This is a genomic window from Brevibacillus migulae (assembly GCF_004521915.1).
GTDB lineage: Bacteria > Bacillota > Bacilli > Brevibacillales > Brevibacillaceae > Brevibacillus_F > Brevibacillus_F migulae.
Genome location: NZ_SDKD01000004.1, coordinates 116339 through 136646, shown reverse-complemented (window position 1 = coordinate 136646; position 20308 = coordinate 116339). Strand labels below are relative to the sequence as shown.

The 20308-nt window shown below is 49.3% G+C and carries 11 protein-coding genes; 3 read left to right on the top strand and 8 right to left on the bottom strand.

The features are described from left to right. Positions 1 to 106: 106 nt before the first annotated feature. A complete protein-coding gene (locus tag EIZ37_RS06090) occupies positions 107 to 1309 on the top strand; it encodes an MFS transporter (protein ID WP_134683689.1) in 1203 nt (400 codons plus the stop codon). Between the two features lie 441 nt (positions 1310 to 1750). On the opposite strand, the gene EIZ37_RS06085 is transcribed toward EIZ37_RS06090, so the two are convergent. The 5 genes from EIZ37_RS06085 to EIZ37_RS06065 form a co-directional block, all read right to left on the bottom strand. Next, complete coding sequence (locus EIZ37_RS06085) at positions 1751 to 3013, bottom strand: PTS ascorbate transporter subunit IIC (RefSeq protein WP_134683688.1); 1263 nt, start codon at positions 3011 to 3013, stop codon at positions 1751 to 1753. 6 nt (positions 3014 to 3019) lie between these two features. Further along, the gene (locus tag EIZ37_RS06080; RefSeq protein WP_134683687.1) at positions 3020 to 3295 is read right to left on the bottom strand and encodes a PTS sugar transporter subunit IIB; all 276 of its coding nucleotides are present in this window, start codon (positions 3293 to 3295) and stop codon (positions 3020 to 3022) included. A 15-nt stretch (positions 3296 to 3310) separates the two neighbouring features. Further along, on the bottom strand, positions 3311 to 5365 hold the full coding sequence (locus EIZ37_RS06075; RefSeq protein ID WP_134683686.1) for a BglG family transcription antiterminator: 2055 nt from the start codon (positions 5363 to 5365) through the stop codon (positions 3311 to 3313). A gap of 205 nt (positions 5366 to 5570) precedes the next feature. Further along, complete coding sequence (gene htpG, locus EIZ37_RS06070) at positions 5571 to 7457, bottom strand: molecular chaperone HtpG (protein WP_134683685.1); 1887 nt, start codon at positions 7455 to 7457, stop codon at positions 5571 to 5573. Positions 7458 to 7998: 541 nt separating this feature from the next. Next, positions 7999 to 8328, bottom strand: a complete 330-nt coding sequence (locus tag EIZ37_RS06065) for an antibiotic biosynthesis monooxygenase (RefSeq protein ID WP_134683839.1) — start codon at positions 8326 to 8328, stop codon at positions 7999 to 8001. A 247-nt stretch (positions 8329 to 8575) separates the two neighbouring features. Between EIZ37_RS06065 and EIZ37_RS06060 the strand changes: the two genes are divergently transcribed. Beyond that, complete coding sequence (locus EIZ37_RS06060) at positions 8576 to 8947, top strand: response regulator (RefSeq protein ID WP_134683684.1); 372 nt, start codon at positions 8576 to 8578, stop codon at positions 8945 to 8947. A 106-nt stretch (positions 8948 to 9053) separates the two neighbouring features. Here the strand turns inward: EIZ37_RS06060 and EIZ37_RS06055 are convergent, their stop codons facing one another. After that, positions 9054 to 14999, bottom strand: coding sequence for an AAA family ATPase (locus tag EIZ37_RS06055; RefSeq protein ID WP_134683683.1), 5946 nt, complete (start codon positions 14997 to 14999; stop codon positions 9054 to 9056). Positions 15000 to 15111: 112 nt separating this feature from the next. Between EIZ37_RS06055 and EIZ37_RS06050 the strand changes: the two genes are divergently transcribed. Continuing rightward, positions 15112 to 15672: a cupin domain-containing protein gene (locus EIZ37_RS06050; RefSeq protein WP_134683682.1), complete on the top strand. Its 561-nt coding sequence runs from the start codon at positions 15112 to 15114 to the stop codon at positions 15670 to 15672. Between the two features lie 52 nt (positions 15673 to 15724). Here EIZ37_RS06050 and EIZ37_RS06045 read toward each other — a convergent pair whose 3' ends face one another. Both EIZ37_RS06045 and EIZ37_RS06040 read right to left on the bottom strand, forming a co-directional pair. Continuing rightward, positions 15725 to 16900 (bottom strand): NHL repeat-containing protein, encoded by a 1176-nt coding sequence (locus tag EIZ37_RS06045; RefSeq protein WP_134683681.1) that lies wholly within the window; start codon positions 16898 to 16900, stop codon positions 15725 to 15727. Further along, a complete protein-coding gene (locus tag EIZ37_RS06040; protein ID WP_134683680.1) occupies positions 16875 to 20303 on the bottom strand; it encodes a FecR domain-containing protein in 3429 nt (1142 codons plus the stop codon). The genes EIZ37_RS06045 and EIZ37_RS06040 overlap by 26 nt, the downstream gene beginning before the upstream one ends. Positions 20304 to 20308 lie beyond the last annotated feature (5 nt).

Sequence of the window (20308 nt, the reverse complement as noted above, 5' to 3'; positions counted from 1 at the left end):
ATACCCTCATTTTTCCTGTTGACTAGACATCCACCATTCGGTTTGATATAGTTTCTCTTGTCAAATAGTTACCTAGGTAACTTTTAAGGCGAAAGGGGTAAAAACCATGAGTCAAGCACGGCCACGATTATGGTCCAAAGATTTTATCGTTGTTTCCTCCATCAATTTCTTCTTAACACTGGTCTTTTATTTATTATTGGTAACCATTGCTGTCTATGCCGTCGATGTCTTTCAAGCCTCGACCAGTCAAGCCGGCCTGGTAACCGGAATCTTTATTATCGGTACGTTAATCGGCCGTCTGTTTATCGGACGAATGATCGACTTTATCGGCCGTAAAAAAACGTTGTTCATCGGCTTGCTTTGCTTTACCTTGACGACGCTTCTCTATTTTGTCAATTTCGGGATCACCTTTCTGCTGGTGAACCGTTTTTTGCACGGTCTTACTTTGGGGATAGCCAGTACGGCCACAGGAACCATCGTTGCCCAAATCATTCCTGCAGCACGCAAAGGGGAAGGGATCGGCTACTATAGCATGAGTGCGACACTGGCTACTGCCATCGGGCCATTCATCGGTCTTTACATGAGCCAGCATACCAGCTTCCAGGTCATTTTCGGTTTTTGCCTGATCCTGGGGATTATCAGTTTCCTCACGGCTTTCTTTGTGCATGTTCCCGCTGTAGAGGTATCCACCCGGCCTACGGCAAGCAGTGGACTGTCGATCTCCAGTTATATTGAACCAAAAGCCCTTCCGATCGCTTTTGTGACACTGGCGATTGCTTTCTGTTACTCAGGTGTTCTTTCCTTTTTGAACTTTTATGCCAAGGAAGTGGACTTGGTCAATACGGCAAGCTTTTTCTTTATCGTCTATGCAGTGGCTGTATTGGCTTCTCGCCCTTTCACAGGCCGGATGCTGGACCAAAAGGGCGCGAACTATGTGATGTATCCGGCTTTTTTGCTTTTTGCAGCCGGTATGTTTCTGCTCAGTGTGGCAGGCCATAGTTTGACATTGTTGACTGCCGGCATCTTGATTGGTCTCGGCTTTGGGAATATGCAGTCGAGCACACAGGCGATTGCGGTAAAATTGACAGCTCCCCAACGTTTGGGGTTGGCTACCTCTACCTTCTTTATCTTTCTCGATGCAGGGCTTGGATTTGGTCCTTATTTGCTCGGTTTTATCATTCCAGTTACCGGTTACCGGACTTTGTATGTCATCATGGGTGTTCTGATTTTGGCTTCCGCGTTGCTTTACCATGTATTGCATGGGAAAAAAGATCGTGCCTCACGTACTGGTATGGCCGTCGGTGCTTAAATTTGTGCAATCATAGTGGTGGGGGAAGGGAAAAACGGGCGGGGCTGCGTTCTTACCACACCCGCGAGGGGGTGCAGACTGTCCGGTTCCGCTTCCAAAAACGGTACGTCGCGCAAAAAGGTTCGAAGAAGCGTATTCATACGAAGGGTTTGCACGACAAGCATGTACCATTTTTGGAAGCTCCACCTGAGTAGGTGTGACAAAGACTCCGCCCGTCCCGTTTTTCCCTTCCTCACCGTAGCGTTTGTTTATCCACTATCTTATAAACCCCCGTTTTTACGGGGTTTTTCTTGTATGCATCATGCTTTTCCTGATTCCTTTGCACTTTTCTCTTTCAAAACATGCTCGCCCCACTGCTGTACCTTTCCAACAGGCTTTTGGGTAATCAAAAAAGGCATCGAAGCCAAAGCTTCAATGCCCTCCCTATCCCTTTAACTAGTTTTAGTTGAACAAAGCTACTATTTTACCAAGGATAATACCAACGATCCCGAAGTCCGCATCGCCAAATGTGGTGCCCTCAAACCCGAGCGAACCAAGCACCGGCAGCAGCAGCGCTGGCAAAAAACTGATCAGCAAGCCATTGACGAAGGATCCTGCAATAGCCCCGCGGCGTCCGCCTGTCGCATTTCCGAATACACCCGCCGCCGCACCGGTAAAGAAGTGCGGCACCAGGCCTGGCACAATGACCTTCAAGCCGAAGATCGGCAATAGGAACATGGAGACAAGACCTGCCACAAAGCTTGCGAAAAATCCGATGACCACCGCATTGGAGGCAAATGGGAATACCGTAGGGCAATCCAGCGCCGGGATGGCATCTGGCACGACTTTATCAGCAATCCCTTTGAAGGCAGGCACGATTTCGGCGAGCAAAATCCGTACCCCGGCCAACACGATATATACGCCTGCTGCAAACGTAATCGCTTGCAATACCGCATACACTAAATAGTTCTGCCCTGCGCTCAATTTTTCTTCAACAAAGCCTGGTCCTGCCGCAAGCGCAACGATGATGAACAGGATCGTCATGGTCAAAGAGACGGAAACGGATGTATCCCGTAAAAATCCCAATGATTTCGGCACTTTAATATCTTCCGTCGATTTTGCCGGATTCCCTACAGCTTTCCCGATATAGCCTGCAACCAGGTAGCCTACGGATCCGAAGTGTCCCATCGCAATATCATTGCTGCCTGTGATTTTTCGCATAAATGGCTGCAGCATCGCAGGAGATAATACCATCAACGCACCCAGAATGAGGGAGCCCAGAATCACCATCGGCAGGCCTTTGACACCGCCTGTAGACAAAATCACGGCAATCAGACACGCCATAAACATCGTATGGTGACCCGTCAAGAAAATGTACTTAAACCGGGTAAAGCGAGCCAACAAAATGTTGACAATCATCCCAAACAGCATGATCATGGCTGTTTCTGCGCCAAACGTCTGCTGCGCGAGAGCGACAATAGCCTCATTGTTTGGAATGACCCCTTGGATTTGAAACGCCTTGTCGAACATGCTTCCGAAAGCGCCCAATGCGCCGATCAAGATCCCGGCGCCTGCTCCCAGGATCAGAAAGCCCATGATGGTTTTCAAGGTGCCGGAGACGACATCAGCCGTGCTTTTCTTTTGCAGGAGCAAACCCACGAGGGCAAACAAACCTACCAATATGGCGGGCGTCCCCAATATGTCCTTCATGATTACGTCGAGCATCGGTCATCATTCCTTTGCGAAATATTGTTGTAACGCTTCCTTGATTTCCGGCTGGCTTAAAATATTCTGCAAGCCAATCACGTAACGTTTGCCGTCTTCCAGTTGACCGACAATGTCTTTTGAGCCCAGATACACATCTGCCTGCTCCGTTTTGCTTGTCGCCAGATCGGTGTGGGACACCTCCGCCTGAATGCCCAGCTCTCCTAAAATCTTTTTCACGTTCATCTCCACAATAAAGCTGCTGCCCAATCCATTACCGCACACGACCAAAATCTTCTTCATGCTTCATTCCTCCTGTTATTTTGAGTAGGTTTTGATATAGCGAAGGATGGTTTCCCTATCATCGGCAGCGATCAGCCTGTCGATATTGCCTTCTTCGGACAGCATCGCCGACAGCTGGGACAATGCTTGCAGATGGGTCTCGTTGTCCACGGCAGCCAGCACGATAATCAGCTGTGCCTCGCGCAGCTGTTTCTCCGAAAAAGACACGGGCTGTTCCAAGCGAAGCAAGCTCATCCCTACGCGGTTGACCCCTTGTTCCGGTCTTGCATGCGGCAGGGCCACCATGGGAGCAATGACGATATAAGGGCCATTTTCTTCGACGTTGTCGATCATCGCCTGGACATACATCTCCGTGATCGACTGGTTTTTCAGAAGCGGTTCGGACGCGATGCGGATCGCTTCCCTCCAATCGCTCACATAGTCCTTCAGCTGAATACAATCTTCCTGCAACAACTCGTCTAACATTGGTTTTCTCTCCCTCTTCACCTGCTTCTGCTGCTGTAACACTTGTTTGATTTCCTCGACCAGCTGCTCTTCCTTTTCCAAGACCGCATATTTCTTTACAAGATCTACGATCGTTTGCGCCGTAATATGGGAGGGCGAGCTTTGGGAAATCGTCTCTATTTGACTGAGTAGATGAACTTTGTCGCGATCCGTTAAGATCGGATTGACAAAAATGATGCGATGCCGCGGGTTCGCGATTTTGGTAGTAGAAATGACGATGTCGACGTCCTCCTGGAACTGCTCATACTGCCGAAGCGTGATGGGACCGAGCAGCTCCATGTTGGAAATCAGGCCCTCCAACTGCTGGGCCAGGATGCGGGAGGTACCCACCCCGTTCGCACATACCAGCAACACACGCCGCAGCGCGGTTGCCCGAATTCCTTGGCGACGCATCCATCCCCCAAAGTGAACCGTAATAAAGGCGATTTCATCATCGCGTATCGCTTTGCCCACCAATTTTTCCAACGGAGCAATGCTTTTTTTGGTCAGCTCATAAATATCGCGGTATTGAACCTGAATGACTTCCTTTAACGGGTTGGCCACGTCGATGTCATACAGGAACCGATAGTATGCTGGCTGCAGATGGATGTAGAGGTTGCGCTCTAACTGCACCCGCTGGTCAAACACCACACAGGCTCTCATTTCAAAAAGGTCAACCATTTCCGCAATCGCCTGTTTTAGCAGCGGAAGCTCATAGTGCTCCGCAGACAGCTCGAAATCATTCACCTTTGCGCTTAACAACAGTGTGGCCAGATAGCCTTTTTCCTCCCGGGGAAGCTTGGTCTGCACGACCTGCTCCAACGACTGGATGACGCCATAATGCTTGGTTTGCACGATATGCTTGCGCTGCTCGGGCGGATAGGCAGCCGCATGCCCGCTCTTGATCCGCTTGAGATACAACGAAAACAAGTAGCTTAGCGGCTTGAGTGAATCCTCGGCAAACTGAAGCTGCAGCTGCTGTTCACAATCATGCAGCCAATCCAGGATGATTGCGGGAGAGGGTATGTCCGGATCCGCTTCATGCAGATCTCGCAGCAGCTGCTCCTGGCCATCATGCAGCAAAGATTGCACAGTATGGCTCAACAGATTGCGTATCGCCAGCTCATCCCCCGTGATTTCATACCCGCTCGCGTAGGAGTACGCAAGGCTCAGACCATGCTTGCCCAGTTCCTTTTTCATCTGCTTGAGATCCTGCAAGATGGTATTGCGGCTGACCCCTGTTCTCTCCATGCATTCCTGTGTCGTAATGCGTTCATCTGCCAGCAGGACGTACAGAAGCAAATAGACTTGCCTCTCCCCTGAGCGCAGGGCATACAAACTGGACTTTGTTTCCCCGATCAACCGCATCGCTGCCTGTCTGCTTCCCTCGTCCAGATAAAAGCCTTTTGCGTAAATGTACCGGACGAGCGGCAGGCCGGCTTTCTCCAGCCAATCATTGATCTTTTGGATATCGTAGTATAGCGTCCTTCGCGAAATGGAGAAATGCTCCATTAATTCTTTGGCTGCGACATAATGCTGGGTCTGCACAAGAAGCTGCAACATTTGCATTGTTCTTTTGTCTAACATGGCGGCCACCTTTTAGCACAAAATCATGCACAACTTGTTGCACAAGATATGAGTGTGGATCAGTCTTTATGCTTCTACTTTACAATAAATAGGTTTGTACAGTCAGACCGAATTCACCCCACGGAATTGTGCAAAAACTGTGCTCTACATACAAAAACCGCCTGTCTTTGATAGACAGACGGTTTAACATGGAGATTTGCCCTTCTTAGGAAGTCACCATGATTTTGCAGATGTGATTGGAGAATTCCACCGGGTCCTGCAGCGGCAAGCCTTCGATGAGCAGGGCTTGGTTGTAAAGCAAGTGGGTGTACAGCTCCAGCTTTTCTTTATCTTTTTCATAGGCAGCCTGCAGCGATTGGAACACCTCATGGTTGGGGTTGATTTCCAACACCTTTTCTGCCTGGATATTTTGGTTATTCGGCATGGCGCGCAGGATTTTTTCCATTTCGATGGTCACTTCACCATCCGTGGAAAGACATACGGGGTGGGACTTCAACCGTTTGGAGACGCGCACATCCTTTACTTTGCCAGTCAGGAATTGCTTCATCGCGTCGAACAGCTCTTTGTGCTCTTTTTCGGTCGCCTCGGTATCCTTTTCATCCTCTTTGGAGTCGATGCCCAAATCACCGCTGGATACCGATTTGAACTCCTTGTCTTTATAGGACATCAGCATCTTGATGGCAAACTCGTCGATTTCATCGGTGAAATAGAGAATCTCATAGCCTTTTTCCGCGACCAGCTCGGTCTGCGGCAGCTTCTCGATTCTTTCAATCGATTCCCCGGAAGCGTAATAGATGTATTTTTGATCCTCCGGCATGCGGGATACATACTCATCCAGCGTGACCAGCTTCTTGTCCTTGGAGGAATAGAACATCAGCAAATCCTGCAAAGTGTCTTTGTTGCTGCCGAAGTCGCTGTAGACGCCATATTTAAGCTGTCTGCCAAAGGATTGATAGAACGCTTCGTATTTTTCCCGATCGTCCTTTAACATGCTTTGCAATTGGCCGGTAATCTTGCTCTTGATATTTTTGGCGATCAGCTTCAGTTGGCGGTCATGCTGCAAAATTTCCCGGGAGATATTGAGCGATAAATCTTCTGAATCGACCATGCCCTTTACAAAGCTGTAGTAGTCAGGCAGTAAATCCGGGCATTTGCTCATGATCAGGACGCCGTTGGAATACAGCTCCAGACCCTTTTCGTATTCTCTTGTGTAGTAATCGAACGGGATTTTCTCCGGGATAAATAGAATGGCATTATAACGTACCGCCCCGTCTACACTGATATGGATGTGCTTCAGCGGCTTGTCAAAGCCATAATGCTTTTCGTTGTAAAACTTCTCGTAATCCTCCGGAGTCAGCTCGTTTTTATTTTTCCTCCAGATCGGCACCATGCTGTTGATGATCTGCTCTTCCTGGACGGTTTCGAATTCATTGTCGCTGCCCTCTTTGCGCTTTCTTGTCGTGACATCCATTTTGATCGGGTAGCGGATGAAATCGGAATATTTTTTGATGATGGATTGCAGTCGGTATTCGTCCAGATACTCATCGTAATTGTCCTCTTCGGTATTGGCCTTGATGGACAAGGTGATCTCTGTACCCACCGTATCTTTTTCACAGGGCTCGATCGTATAGCCGTCCGCACCGGAGGATTCCCATTTGTACGCTTCCTCGCTGCCCAACGCCTTGCTGACGACCGTTACCTTGTCGGCCACCATAAAGGCAGAGTAAAAGCCGACCCCAAACTGGCCGATGATATCGTGTCCGTCTTTTTGCTCGACTTCACTCTTGAAGGCAAGGGAGCCGCTCTTGGCGATAACGCCCAAATTATTCTCCAACTCTTCCTTTGTCATGCCGATCCCGGTATCGATGATCTTCAGTGTCCGCTCATCCTTGTTTGGCACGATTTTGATATAGTAACTGTCTTGATCAAAACGCAAAGATTCATCCGTTAACGCTTTGTAATAGATTTTGTCGATCGCATCGCTGGCATTGGAGATTAACTCTCGCAAAAAGATTTCACGCTGCGAATAGATCGAGTTGATCATCATTTCCAATAGCCGTTTGGATTCTGCTTGGAATTGCTTCTTTTCCATGTTGAATCTCCTTTCTATTGTTGGCTGCTTCATGCTCGATTCTGGTTCTTTAGCACTCTACTCCATCGAGTGCTAATCACCTTTTTCATATCATATGGGTGCCGATCGAGTCAATATATACAAAACGGTTGGTGCATACATAGTGGTGGGGGAAGGGAAGAGAGGGCGGGCTGCGTTCTTGCCACACCCGTAAGGAAGCGAAAACTGTCCGGTTCCGCTTCCAAAAACGGTACGTCACGCAAAAGGTTTCAAAGAAGCGTATTCAACCGATGGGGTTGCGCGACAAGCGTGTACCGCTTTTGGAAGCTCCACCTAAGTAGATGTGACAAAGACTCCGCCCGTCCCTCTCTTCCCTTCCTCACGTGGCCATTGCATAAAGTCGAACGGACTAAAAGATAAAAGCGAGTCTCTTCAATTTTTCATTTTATGACGTCAGAGAGCATGTTTCGCAATAGAGCGCCTGCTTAAGCCCTCCCCAACGAAGCATCCCCCAAAAAAAGAACCACCCTGAAAAGGATGGTCTCCTGCTGCTGTAACGTTTTTATGAACGGCCGATCCCCGGCTTTACCGATTTGACTTCATACATGTTCACGGTCGTGCTGATGACGAACTCTGGTACTGGCTTTCCTTTGTTTTCTCTGTGGCCTTGGATATGGGCATCGCTTTTCTCCCAGTTCTTCCACGCATCTACCGATTCCCAGCGGATCATGACCATGACTTCTTCTTGGTCTTCCTTGTTTCTTTTATTCACCATGACGGTTTTATCCAAAAGACCCTCCATGGAATCCATCGGGCTCTCTTTGGTAAATCGCTCGACGACTTGATCTGCAAAGCCTTTTTGTACAACGATTGTTCTTGTCTGGATGAGCAAGGTGATCATTTCCCCTTTCGTAACGGTTCTTTTCTTCTCCCTTATCTGCATCCCTAACTATAAATGAGAATCATTATTAGTGCAAATGTTATTTCATCAGCAATAAACAAGGAGGTTAGTCCTAGGTCAAAAGTAATATAAAATATTTATTTATCTTGAGTCATATTCATCTGATTGTTATAGTAAAATAGGTTTATATATAGGTAGACAACCCCTCGATCAAGATTGATATATAGGTGGAGATAGTATGGCTCAAGTACTAATTGCGGATGATTCCTACATCGTCAGAGAATCGCTTAAGAAAATTCTTTCCCAATCGGAACACGAGGTCGTTGCTGAAGCAACCAATGGAGAAGAGGCCTATTTACAATATCGCCTGCACAGACCCGATCTGGTCACCATGGATATCAATATGCCGGTCATGAATGGGATTGATACGGTGAAAAAAATTAAGCATGAATTTCCCGATGCCAGAATTGTCATGATCAGTACGCTCGGGTTTCAGGATCAGGTATTTGAGGCCATTAAGGCCGGGGCCAGACATTATATCATCAAGCCCTTTGACCATGATAAGTTTTTTTCTGTGATTGATTTGGTGCTTTCTACTCCCCGTAAATAAGAAATACTTCAATAGAAGCCTAGTGAAGTATACACGTTCTGATACAGAAAAAAAGAGAATCCGGCGTATGTTGCTATACCGCGGACTCTCTTTTTTGTTGTTATTCTCAAGACTGCCAGGGCAGATAAAAGAGAAAAGCTGTCCCTTCGTGTTTGCTGCTTCTGATCTCAATGCGCCCGCCCAAGCGGTCCACTGCCTCCTTGACGATGGACAACCCCATACCGAGACCGGATAACTCACCGATTTCCTCTTTTGTAGAAAATACATCGGTAAATATCATTGCCATCCACTCTTGATCGCTCCACTTCTCGGCAGACTCTTTAAGGAGTCCGCTTCGGTAGGCCTTCGCCTTGATTGCCTCGATGTCAATGCCCTTGCCATCATCAGAAATGGTAACGACGATCTCTTGTCCGATCTGTGCAATGCTGCAAGTGATTGTCCCATACGTGTTTTTGTTCTGTGAAAGACGGGTGCTGTCATCCTCTAGTCCATGATCGACGGCATTGCGGAAAACGTGCACCAGCGACTCAGCAAACTCGGCAAAGCAGGAAGAGTCGACCAGCATATGGCCGCCATCGACGCTTAGTGGTGCAATCTTTTTACCAAAACGCTCCGCGATTCTGCCCACATAGTCCGGGTATCTCGTCAGCAGCTCCCGAAACGGCCGGTAATGAAGCTGCTTCACATCATGCAATAGCTCATGACGTCCCTGCTCTTGCAAATAGGCTTTGAGCTTCGTTTCAAATGCTTCCCATCTGTTTTCTGCAAATGATACGATCCTCTCCTTTGGCTCCAAAATGCCGCTTCCAAGAATCTGCTGCAGGATGGCGATATCCTGCTGCAAAGCCTTCTGTACAGCCGTCATGTCCGGAACTACCTTCAGCTGCTCACGTTCTTTGATCCTCTCCACAAAAGCTGTTTCGAGCTCCTGCAGGATTTGTGTGGTATGAATCATTTGCAACTGACTAAATTCCCCTTTAAAGGTGTGCAGCCTGCCAAGTACTTTGATCAATGCCTCGTGTGAATCTGCTTGCTCTTGATGATGTTCGCAGAAGGTGGAGAGTTCTTGGACTGCTTCATGGAACATGCCCAGATTGGTCACAACCGTTACCACCATTTTGAGCGTCTGCCATTCCTTCTCCATTTTGCTCTCGAGCGCTCGCTTCTCGCTCAGGTCTGTTAGCACCATCATCAATTTTTCTGTGGAGTCACCTTTGGTGTCAAAGATAGGCTTGCTCTCCACCTTGATCGGCATATGATTGACCACGACTTCTGTCGGCAGCAGGGAGAGATACAATTCCTTCTCACTGCTGCTTTGCGTTTCAAAATACTTGTCCAGTAGCTGCTGCACAAACACTTGATCTTCTGGCCGATCCGGGTATAGCAGCTCCGCAACCGGGAAGCCGGAAATCTCTTTGCCAAAGATTCGCAGACATTCCCGACTGTATTGGGAATGAACCGTTTGATCGCGAGAAAACAGCAAAAATCCTTGTCCAGCATGATCAAGCAGGTTTTTATTATCACGCAAAAGCCGCTGGATCTCATCCGTACGGTCGGCGACGGTCTTTTCCAAGGAGTGGTTCCACGCTTCGAGCTGATGATAGAGCCGTGCATTTTCGATGAAGATCGCGATTTGCGCGAAAATCATCTGCAGCAGCTCGATCCGTTTCTCATCAAAGACGTCTGCCGCCAAATTATTTTCGAGGTAGATGATTCCGATCATTTTTCCTTGCAGCCACAAAGGCGAGCAAAGAATCGATTTGGGCTGGTGCAGTTTGATGTACGGATCTCTGGCGTATTTCTCTTCCGTGAAGGCATCGCGGCGCACAATCATCTCGCCAGCTCGGATGGCATAGTTTACGATCGATACGGAAAGCAGCCCGGATTGTTCATAAGGCATAGACTGCATCATATCTACACCATGCTTCACGGATCCAGCTGCTTCAATGACCCATTGCTTTTCCTTCTTCAAGATAAGCAGGCCTTTTTCAGCTCCCGCATTGCTGATCACCGTGCGCAGCATCGTTTCCAGAAGTTTGTCCAGTTTGATTTCGCTTGCAATGGTTTGCGATGCGCGAATGACCGTCATCATATCGAGGACGCTCGACGATGGTGCCTCCGCTCCTCCTCTACTTTTACGATCGAGCCCTTTGCTTCCATACAGCAGCTGGGGATATCGTTCTTCCAGATCCTTTGCTTTCGCAGCAGCTCCCCAGCGCAAATACGCATGGTACGCATCATTGATATAGTATTTCGCGAGTGTCTCGTGTCCGATGGATAGGGAATACGCCGCTGCCCGCTCACAAGCGATCCCTTCATTTTGGACAAAGCCATCATGTCTTGCTTGTTGGATCGCTTGCTCATACAGGGCTGCCGCCTTCTGTTTTTTCCCGCAAACCAATGCCCACTCTGCTGCAAGCAGCTGGTATCGGTGCTTGTAGTTTTGCGGACTGTGTTTTGCCCACGTTTTCACTTTTTTCAGATTGGACCTGATCTTTTTGGCCGCGGCCGCTTGTTCCGCTGCGTGAATGGAAGGATATAAGGCAGTCAACGCCAACGTCTGGATAAATACATGCTGTGGCTCCAGCAGCTGTCCTCTTACGCTTTCCATCCATTTCTCAGCCTCAGACGCCAGGTCTGCCGCTTCCTGGTATTGACCAAAGAGATAAAGCAAATGAATTTTATAATAATGGTACATATACCGTTTAAAGTGATTCTCTTGATCCCTTACTGTCCCCGCATAGCTCTCCTCATCAAAACCGTGCAGGGCAAACCCCGGCTTATCCGGATGGCTTTTTGCAAGACTATGGATCGTTTGCTCCAGCAATAAAAGGCGGTCGTCGTGATCGACGATTTTGACTTGGGAAATGACGTCTGCATAAAGCTGAATCTGCTGCTGGATGTCCTCCATTGGATCACCGCAGAAAAACATCGCATCGAGCATTCCCAGCATGTTGTAGGCCATATAGATGTTGCTGCCGCTATCCACGCCATGCCGGATCGCTTTTTCCAGCAAGGGGATATTGGTCCGCGCATGATTTTGCCAATGATTAATCAGCAGTGCGTGGGCACCATAGGCTTTCGTCTGCGCTAGCGGATCTGCGAACTGATCCGCAATGCTGCACGCAAGCTCGCCAAACAAGTATCCATTTCGATAATCCCCAAATTTGGAGCAAAGGACGATGCCGTAGCCGGTGTACCCATTGGGAGAAGCCACATCATTTCCACGCTCCAGCGAAAGCGTGAGGGCACGCAAAATCGTGAGCGCAAACCAGTTTGGCTCCACAAAATAGGAAGAGGGTCCAGCAATACTGATGATTCTCATCGCTGCTTTGATGTGTTCGTCTTCCATCAACGGCAATTGAACCAGCTGCCCCGCGCTGCGCCCGATCATTCTCCGTTTGATCTTCCCGATTTCCGTGAGCATATCCAGCATGCCGATCTTTTTCGGAAGAGAAACCCCCAGCAAACGCAAAGCCTGTTTTGCATAAGCCAGCACATCCGCGAACCTGGCCAAGCCGGTATACATCAGGATCTTGATCTCCAAAATGGCAACCTGCTCCAATACGGTTTGCGCGTGGCCAAGAACAAGCGCAAACAATCGCTCCGCTTCTTCAAACCGATTGCTCAGATAAGCGGCTTCTGCTTGCAGAGTATACAACTCGACAGCCAGAGGGTAATTGTCCTCCCACGCTGATGCAGGCAGCATTTCCGCCCCTTGATTCAGATATGTATAAGCGGCATCGTAAGCAGTCGATGCTTTCGCCTTTTTCCCTGCCAGGAGATGCAGCTGCGCGATGCGAGCCTTTTCTTCCTGGTCGTTGATCAACGCTTTTGCCTGATACAGATGATCACACATTTCAAAGAGCTCTTCATCCCGCTGCGTATCGGCAAAATAGCTCCGCATCATCGTTCCAATCTGCAGATGGACCGTCTCGCGCTCCCTGTCGGATAGCAAGGAAACGGCTGCCTGTTGCAAACGATCGTGAACGAAGGAGAATTGCAGATGAAGACGATTCGACTGAAACTCCAGCCCCACATAGGCCAGATACTGCTCTTCTTGCCGGGAAACGACAAGCCCTTCCATGATGGCAGGCCATAGTTTCCGGAGCGCCCCTGCATCCGAGATTCCATATACAGCAGCGATCATCTCTAAGGTGAACGTGCTTCCCAGGCATGCCGCATAGGCAAGCAGTCTTTGCTCTTCCGCAGACAGTGTGCGGAGCTTTTCCACCAGAAACGCAACGATGTTGTCAGCTGTGCCGAATTTCTCGATCTCCATGAAATCCCACTGCCAGCGTTTCTCTGCATAGGAAAACCGGAGTAACTTCCGATCGTGAAGCGTTTTTACGTACTCTTTGGCGAAAAACGGATTTCCCTCTGTTTTTTGTACGATCAATCGGGCCAGGGGGATGGTCTCCCGCACATCGGTATGAACCATCTCTGCGATCATGCGGTTGATCTCCCATTCACGCAAAGGCTCCAGCGTCACTTCCTGCAATGTGCCTTCCCTGCTGCCTAGTTCTCTTTGCATCAGCACAAGGGGGTGCGCCGACCCGACTTCATCGGAACGATAGGCTCCGATGACCAGCAGATGGCGAACATGCATGTCCGTAATCAGCTGCTGGACTAACTGCAATGTCGCGTGATCGGCCCACTGCAAATCATCCAGGAACAAGATCAGCGGATGGTCTGGCCTGGCCAATGCACGTACGAACCGCTGCATGACCATTTGAAACCGGTTCTTGGCCTCGACAGGAGGCAATTCAGGTGCAGGCGGCTGTATGCCAATGATCATTTCCAACTGGGGAATGACATCGACGATCACCTGTCCCAAGCCTTGGACTGCTTCCCGTATCAGGGTGCGCCATACATCCAGCTCCTCTTTGCTTTCTGCAAGAAGCTGCCGGATAAGCCCTTGAAAGGCTTGAATCAGGGACATGTAGGGAATGTTTTGTTTGTACTGATCAAATTTTCCGGATATAAACCGCCCTCTGCTGGGCCATAGTGTTTTCTGAAATTCCTGAACGAGTGCAGACTTCCCGACGCCAGCTTGGCCATGGATCAGAACCAGCCTTGTCTTCCCGTTGCAGACTTGCTGATATGTCTCGGCAAGCACGGCCAACTCGTGATCTCGTCCATACAATTTTTGCGGAATATGCAGGCGATCCGACAGATCATGCTGTGCCAAAAGAAACGGCTGTATCGTGCCCGTCTCTTCCATTTCCAATCTGCACTGCTGCAAATCAGCCAGCAAACCGCTGACACTGTGGTAACGATCCTCCGCGTTTTTGGCTAAGCATTTCATGATGATCGCGGAGAGGGCATATGGCACTTGCGGGTTGCTTTCAATCACAGAGACTGGCTGGACCGCCATAATGGCATGCACCAATTCCAACAGATCGACGGCGCGAAAAGGCGGGTGTCCCGTCAGCATTTCATAAGCGGTGGCCCCAAAGGAGTAAAAATCTGTCCGATAATCCAGAGAGCGATTCATGCGCCCGGTCTGCTCGGGAGACATGTAGCTGGAGCCGCTTTCCAACTCCCTGACCGTTTTCATGCCGTGATGACCAGGTTGAAGACGCGTGGCAAGGCCAAAATCGATCAATCTCACTTCTCGGGTAAGGGGATGGATCAAGATGTTTGCAGGTTGGATATCTTTATGGATGATGCGGTGTTTATGTACTTCCTCAATACATTCAACGATCCGGATACAGATCAAAATCAGGTCGCGAATGGTGAGCCCTTCCATTTTCAAGAAGATATCCAGGGACACACCTCCGCAATCTTCGGTCACCAGCACCGTTTCTCTGCCCCGATTGAGGAAGTCCACCGTTTTGACAACGGCTGCGGAATGAATGGATTGAAGAATGTTGTACTCATTTCTTAATGTTGCGACTGATTCAATCGTGACGTGCTCTTCCTTCAGCATCTTCAATATGACCGGTTGATTGTCTTCCGCTCGAACGCCCCTGTATACGATCGTACTGCGATTCTTTGCAATCATTTCTGATAATCGATAGCCATGTAAATCCAATTCTAGCTTGCTCATTACACCCTCCCCTCATAAACGTAAAAATGTCAAATCTTGTCGAACGTTATGTATATCCATTATATTCTGATTAGCACTTTTCTTAAAGTTACAATGTTAAAGGGGAACTTTCATGTCTGAATTAAGCCGTGTCGTCATCAACCCAAGAACAGGTGAGAAAGTAACCTTTCTCAAAACGATGGAGGAAACCAATGGGGAGTTTCTTCTCTTTCGCACTGATTTGCCCCCCGCCAATGGAATTTTCCCGCACTACCACACGCAGTTTGTCGAGTCGTTTACTGGTCTGGAAGGGAATCTGGAGCTGACCATTGATGGGAAAAAGACCTTTTTGAAAGAAGGAGAGAAGGCACATGTGCCGGAGGGTACGATCCATAGCTTCTGGAATCCTTCTGACAAGGTTGTCAGTTTTACGGTAGAAATTCGGCCGGCTGGAACGTTTGAGCATTTTGTAAGATGCGGCTATGGTCTGGACACAGATGGCCGAAGCTTTTACCTGCCCTTTTTGCAGCAGGACATACCGAAAAATATCTTGTTGCTCGGTACGCTGTTTGAAATGGGCGAGTTTTACGTTCCTCATGTTCCACGTGGTTTGCAAAAAGTGATGTTCGGGTTGTTGGCCAAGCTGTCCAAGTGGACGGGCTCTGCCAAGACGTTGGAAAAGTATTATACATAAAGGACTGAGCAAAAGTGAAAAGAAGCCTTGTTTCCAAGGCTTCTTCTTTGTTTCATTTCTTTTCGGGAATCTGCAGCTGCAAAATCGCATTCGCGCCGGAATCGACTACCCAGATGTTCCCTTGCGCATCGACATCGACGTCAACTGGCGTATCAAAGGATGTGGCGAGCGTGGTTACCGTTCCTCCGTGCAAATAACGAATCGCATGATTCACGCTATCTGCAATTACAAGCCCACCTTCTGCGGTTACGGCAATCCCTTTGGGAAATTGGAACTTTGCCTTTCCCGCTTCTCCGTCTTCCAGAGCTCCTTCCGCATAAAAGCTGGCTGGCGGATAGGCAAGAGTCGGTTCCCCAGCGACAGTCGTCACGGTCTCGTTTTTCAGATCGATATAACGGATCCGCTGATTTCCCGAATCGCTCACATATAAATTGCCTTGCGCATCGATTGCGATGCCGGACGGTTCATTGAATTTGGCTTCACTCAGCTTGCCATCCTGGTAATCTCCCGCGCGCTCCACGTACCCGCTGGACAATGCAACGATCCGCTCTGACACACGGTTCAAGGTCGTCACCTTGCCCTTTGGGGTGATTTTACGGATGGCATGATTTAACGTATCCGCTACATAAATTGTTCCGTCTTCAGCAACCGCCACGTCTGCAGGGGAATGGAAGCGTGCTTTTTCCTCACGGCCGTCCTGATATCCTTGGACACCGTCTCCGGCGATTGTCACCACACCCTGCGGCGTAATTTTACGGATCGAATGGTTTTCAGCATCCGCGACATACAGATTGCCTTCCCGATCGACATCTAAGCCTTGGGGCTGCTGAAACATCGATTGGTGCAGGGGACCGTCCAGAAGCGTCCCTTCCGGAAAGCCTTTGGCATCGCGGGAGATGCTAAGTCCTGCATAAGTATTTACGGTGTTATTTGTGACTTTACGAATGAGCTGGTTGGACGAATCCGCTATAGAGGCGGATCCATCCGAATGCACGGCAATACCCATAGGCTGGCGGAAAGTGGCGGACGGTGCGGGACCGTTCTTATCTCCTACCGTTCCAGCACCAGCGATAGTTTGGGATTGCACTGTGTTTGTCTGAATCGGATTGGCTTCGGGTATTGTGGATCCGAAAGCTGCTGTTGCTGGACTCGCTTCAAAGAGAATTGCCCCCAGGAATAGGGATAACCAGATCGTTCTTTGGCTAGTCTGTTTCCTTGTTTGTCTCAAAGACCTCACCCTCCTTTTGGCTTTTCTCTTCTACTGGGTCTGTCTCATCTGTTGGGTCTAGCGCTTCTTTTCGCTTTTTCGCTTTTTTCAGGTCTTTTCGTTGTTTGGAATCCGTGTACTTTGAGGCTTTTAAAGCCAGCCCAAACGAAAATGATACTTCTCCCTTTGCCAAAATATCATCGTCGTTGCTTAAAGCAGTTATGCTCGCCGTATACAAACCAGGTGCCAGGTCTTGCATCTCATAAACATTGGTTGTCACATAGCCACAATTGTCCTGGCCGGCTTCATCATTAAATTCGTTGTTTACACATACTTCGTAATGCTTTGTGTTCATGACTTGATTCCATTGGATTTGAACCGAAAATGCATCCGGTATAACTTCGATTCCTTCCAGTTCCAATGGTGGCAGCGGCTCTGTATCCCCTTCAACGGTAATCGACCTCGTTCCTTTGGCGATTGCCTGATCCCCTGAGTAAGCTGTAACCATCACCTCATAAGTACCTGCAGCTTCTATGTCAGGATGATACTCCAGCTGCTGTCCTTCTCCACTGGGTTCGCCTGGCGACGAGCACGCAACTTCAAGGATACAAACTTGATAGGAGTCTGCATTCTCGACCGCGTTCCATCTGATATAAGTATGATCTTCTCTGACTTCCTCGATTTCTATCCATTCCAGCTCCGTTGGAGGTATTTCCCCTTCAGCTGTATACGTCTCCGTCCCCTTTGCGATAGCATGATTCTCACCATCGAAGGCAGTAACCTTCACCTTGTACGTTACGCCCTGCTCTGTCAGTAGCTTGTATTCCAACTGGTCTCCATCTTCACCTTGTTCTACAGGTACACACTCGCCATCAATGCATATTTCATACCGAGCAGCGCCTTCGACCGGATCCCACCTGATAAAGAGAGCACTGCCATCAGGGCTTAACTCAAGGCTAATCCGTTTATCTTCTTGTGGAGGCGGTGGTGGCGGCGGCGGTGGAGGCACCTTCCCTAACAGGAATGAATTACTCTCCACGACATCACTGTCATCCGAAAATTTCACAACAAACGTATTTTGCGGCATTTCTGCTGTATCGTTCGCCAGCGTTAACAGCACGGCACGGCTGCCTGTTTGCGAGCCGCTTGCTATCGCCAATTGCTGTGATCCATCTTTGGATTCGACGCCCAAACGATAGGTGCGCCCGTTTTGCAGGGTCACTTCCGATCCAGAACCACTGCGTATCGGTTCGGAAAAGGAAATCTCTACGTGCTGGCTATCGACAACATCAGCCGCTACCGTGCTGTATGTCCAGCTGTTGATTTCACTGTCACGCATGTTATCGGCAGCCGCGTATGCTTCCAATTCGCCTCCATCGGATAACCTCAGCTTATCGCTTCGCTTGTATCGGTCGAATTTCCCACTTTGCCGATAGTAGATGTCGGCCTCCGCTGTACTGGTTTCCAGTGTAATGCTCGTGTTTCCATCTACCAGTCCAGCATCCGGCGTTGCGATAACGGGGGATACTTGAGGTGCATGAAACACGCCGATCGTTCCCAATTCGTCTACACTGGCTATGGCCCTTCCACCACTCACACTGGTAGAGCGGATGTATGCCCATCTTTGCTCCCGTTTCTCGCTAAAAATACCGACATCGCTCGCATCTTCTCCTGAAGCGATGGGATAAGAGAGCGTCACGGACTCCTTCACTTTCATCCCCTCAAAAGCAAACTGGAGTACCAAACCTGCTGCAGTCATGCTGTTGGCGGGCTGCACCTCCGTGATGGTGACAGTCGCATCGCTTGGAATGGTCTGATCGCCCATTACGAGCATAAAGTCTTTTTCAAACAGCATGGTTCCGCTCTGTACCTTCGCCGGCTTGTCAAAAGGTGCGTATATGTGCAGGTTCAAAATGACTTCTTCTTTGTAATCTTTCACTTTTCCGGAAAAACGGTAGCTGCCTGTCAGCGAGGTATCTACTTGGGTCTGACCCCAGCTCACGAATACCTTCGCCTTGTCACCATTCTTCAATACGGCTGTCGCCCGCGACGGCAGTTTAAAGGAGGTGCCAGCCTCGATCCGTTCTGTTATGGCAGGGATGCTGGCGATGTCCAGTTTATCTTCCTTATCATCTCCGCCGCCGGGATCAGAGCCTCCGCCTGATCCGCCAGAGCCACCCGAACCACCGGAACCTCCCGAGCCGCCGGAGCCGCCGATAGACCCGCCCAAATGGGAGTCCATACTTCCTTTTTCCCTAGCGAGCGCTAATTGATCGATCCTGTCCTGCTCCTTCTGCTTGGCAGCGTCGTTTTGCCGGCGCAATTCTTCTATTTGTTGCCGGATTTGCTCTTGCAGGCTGACCGGCACTTGATTGTTGCGGTTCTGTAACTCTTGTTCCACCTGCTCCCTATACTTTCGCTCCGCTTCAAGCAAATGGTCGCGTTCTTCCAGCTGCTTTTCATTCCAATGGACGGCGTCGCCTTCCCCGCCGAGCTGGATTTTGCGGGTCAATTCCGGATTCGCCTGATTGATGGCTCCGGAAATTTGACTCTCGCTCACCACTTTCTCGTCTAATGCCTCTTTTATCAAGGCATTCATCCAATTCCTCAAGTTTTCCTCATACTGTTCAACATCTGCTTGCTGCTCCAAATGCAATTGTGGGTATTCGGCTGCCCCGCCCTGCAATTGTTGAATGAGCTGATCGTGCTCTTGATCCAGCATCTCTTTGTTGCGAATCATCGACTCTATGATTTCCGGCGATACCGATTGCACGATGTCCTCCGGCAGGATCAAGCTCGTCGCGGTCTCAGGCTGCTGCGAGAGCTCATTCCCATAAAACACGCCTTGCATCAACGGAAGCACCGTCACCTGTTCCTGATTTAGCGTATTCTCTGCCTGGACGATTCCGGATGCGACGATCACCTTGCTTTTGCCCGTCACTGGATCAACCATCACTGTAAATTGCGTACCCCGTACCCCCATGATGGCGGTCGGTGTCTTGATCGAGAAGTTATCGCTCTGATTGGTCAAAGATTTAACCTTGATGAATGCAGAGCCTGCCGATACCTTTACGTTGGTCTGTTTGCCAGTAAGGGATGCTTGTAACTGGGCGAGGGTAATGGAAGAATTCTCGCCCACTGTGATTTCATCATGATGATCGACAATCGTGAGCACGACGCTTGACTTGGGTCCGGTTGAAATTTGATCGCCTTTATTCAAGCTCATGCTTTTGAACGCTTTGTATGCCTTTGTTCCCCCCGCCTTTTTCACCATGACGGTTCCACTTACTTGCTCCACTCTCGCGACACGCGCAGTATCCGCTGCATGCGCATCCGACCCCATCCCTGCCAGAAAAAAGCAGAACAGGGTTAGAGCGGCTAACACTTTCGGCAGGATAAATGGCAACTTTCCCAATCTCTCCATCGTCT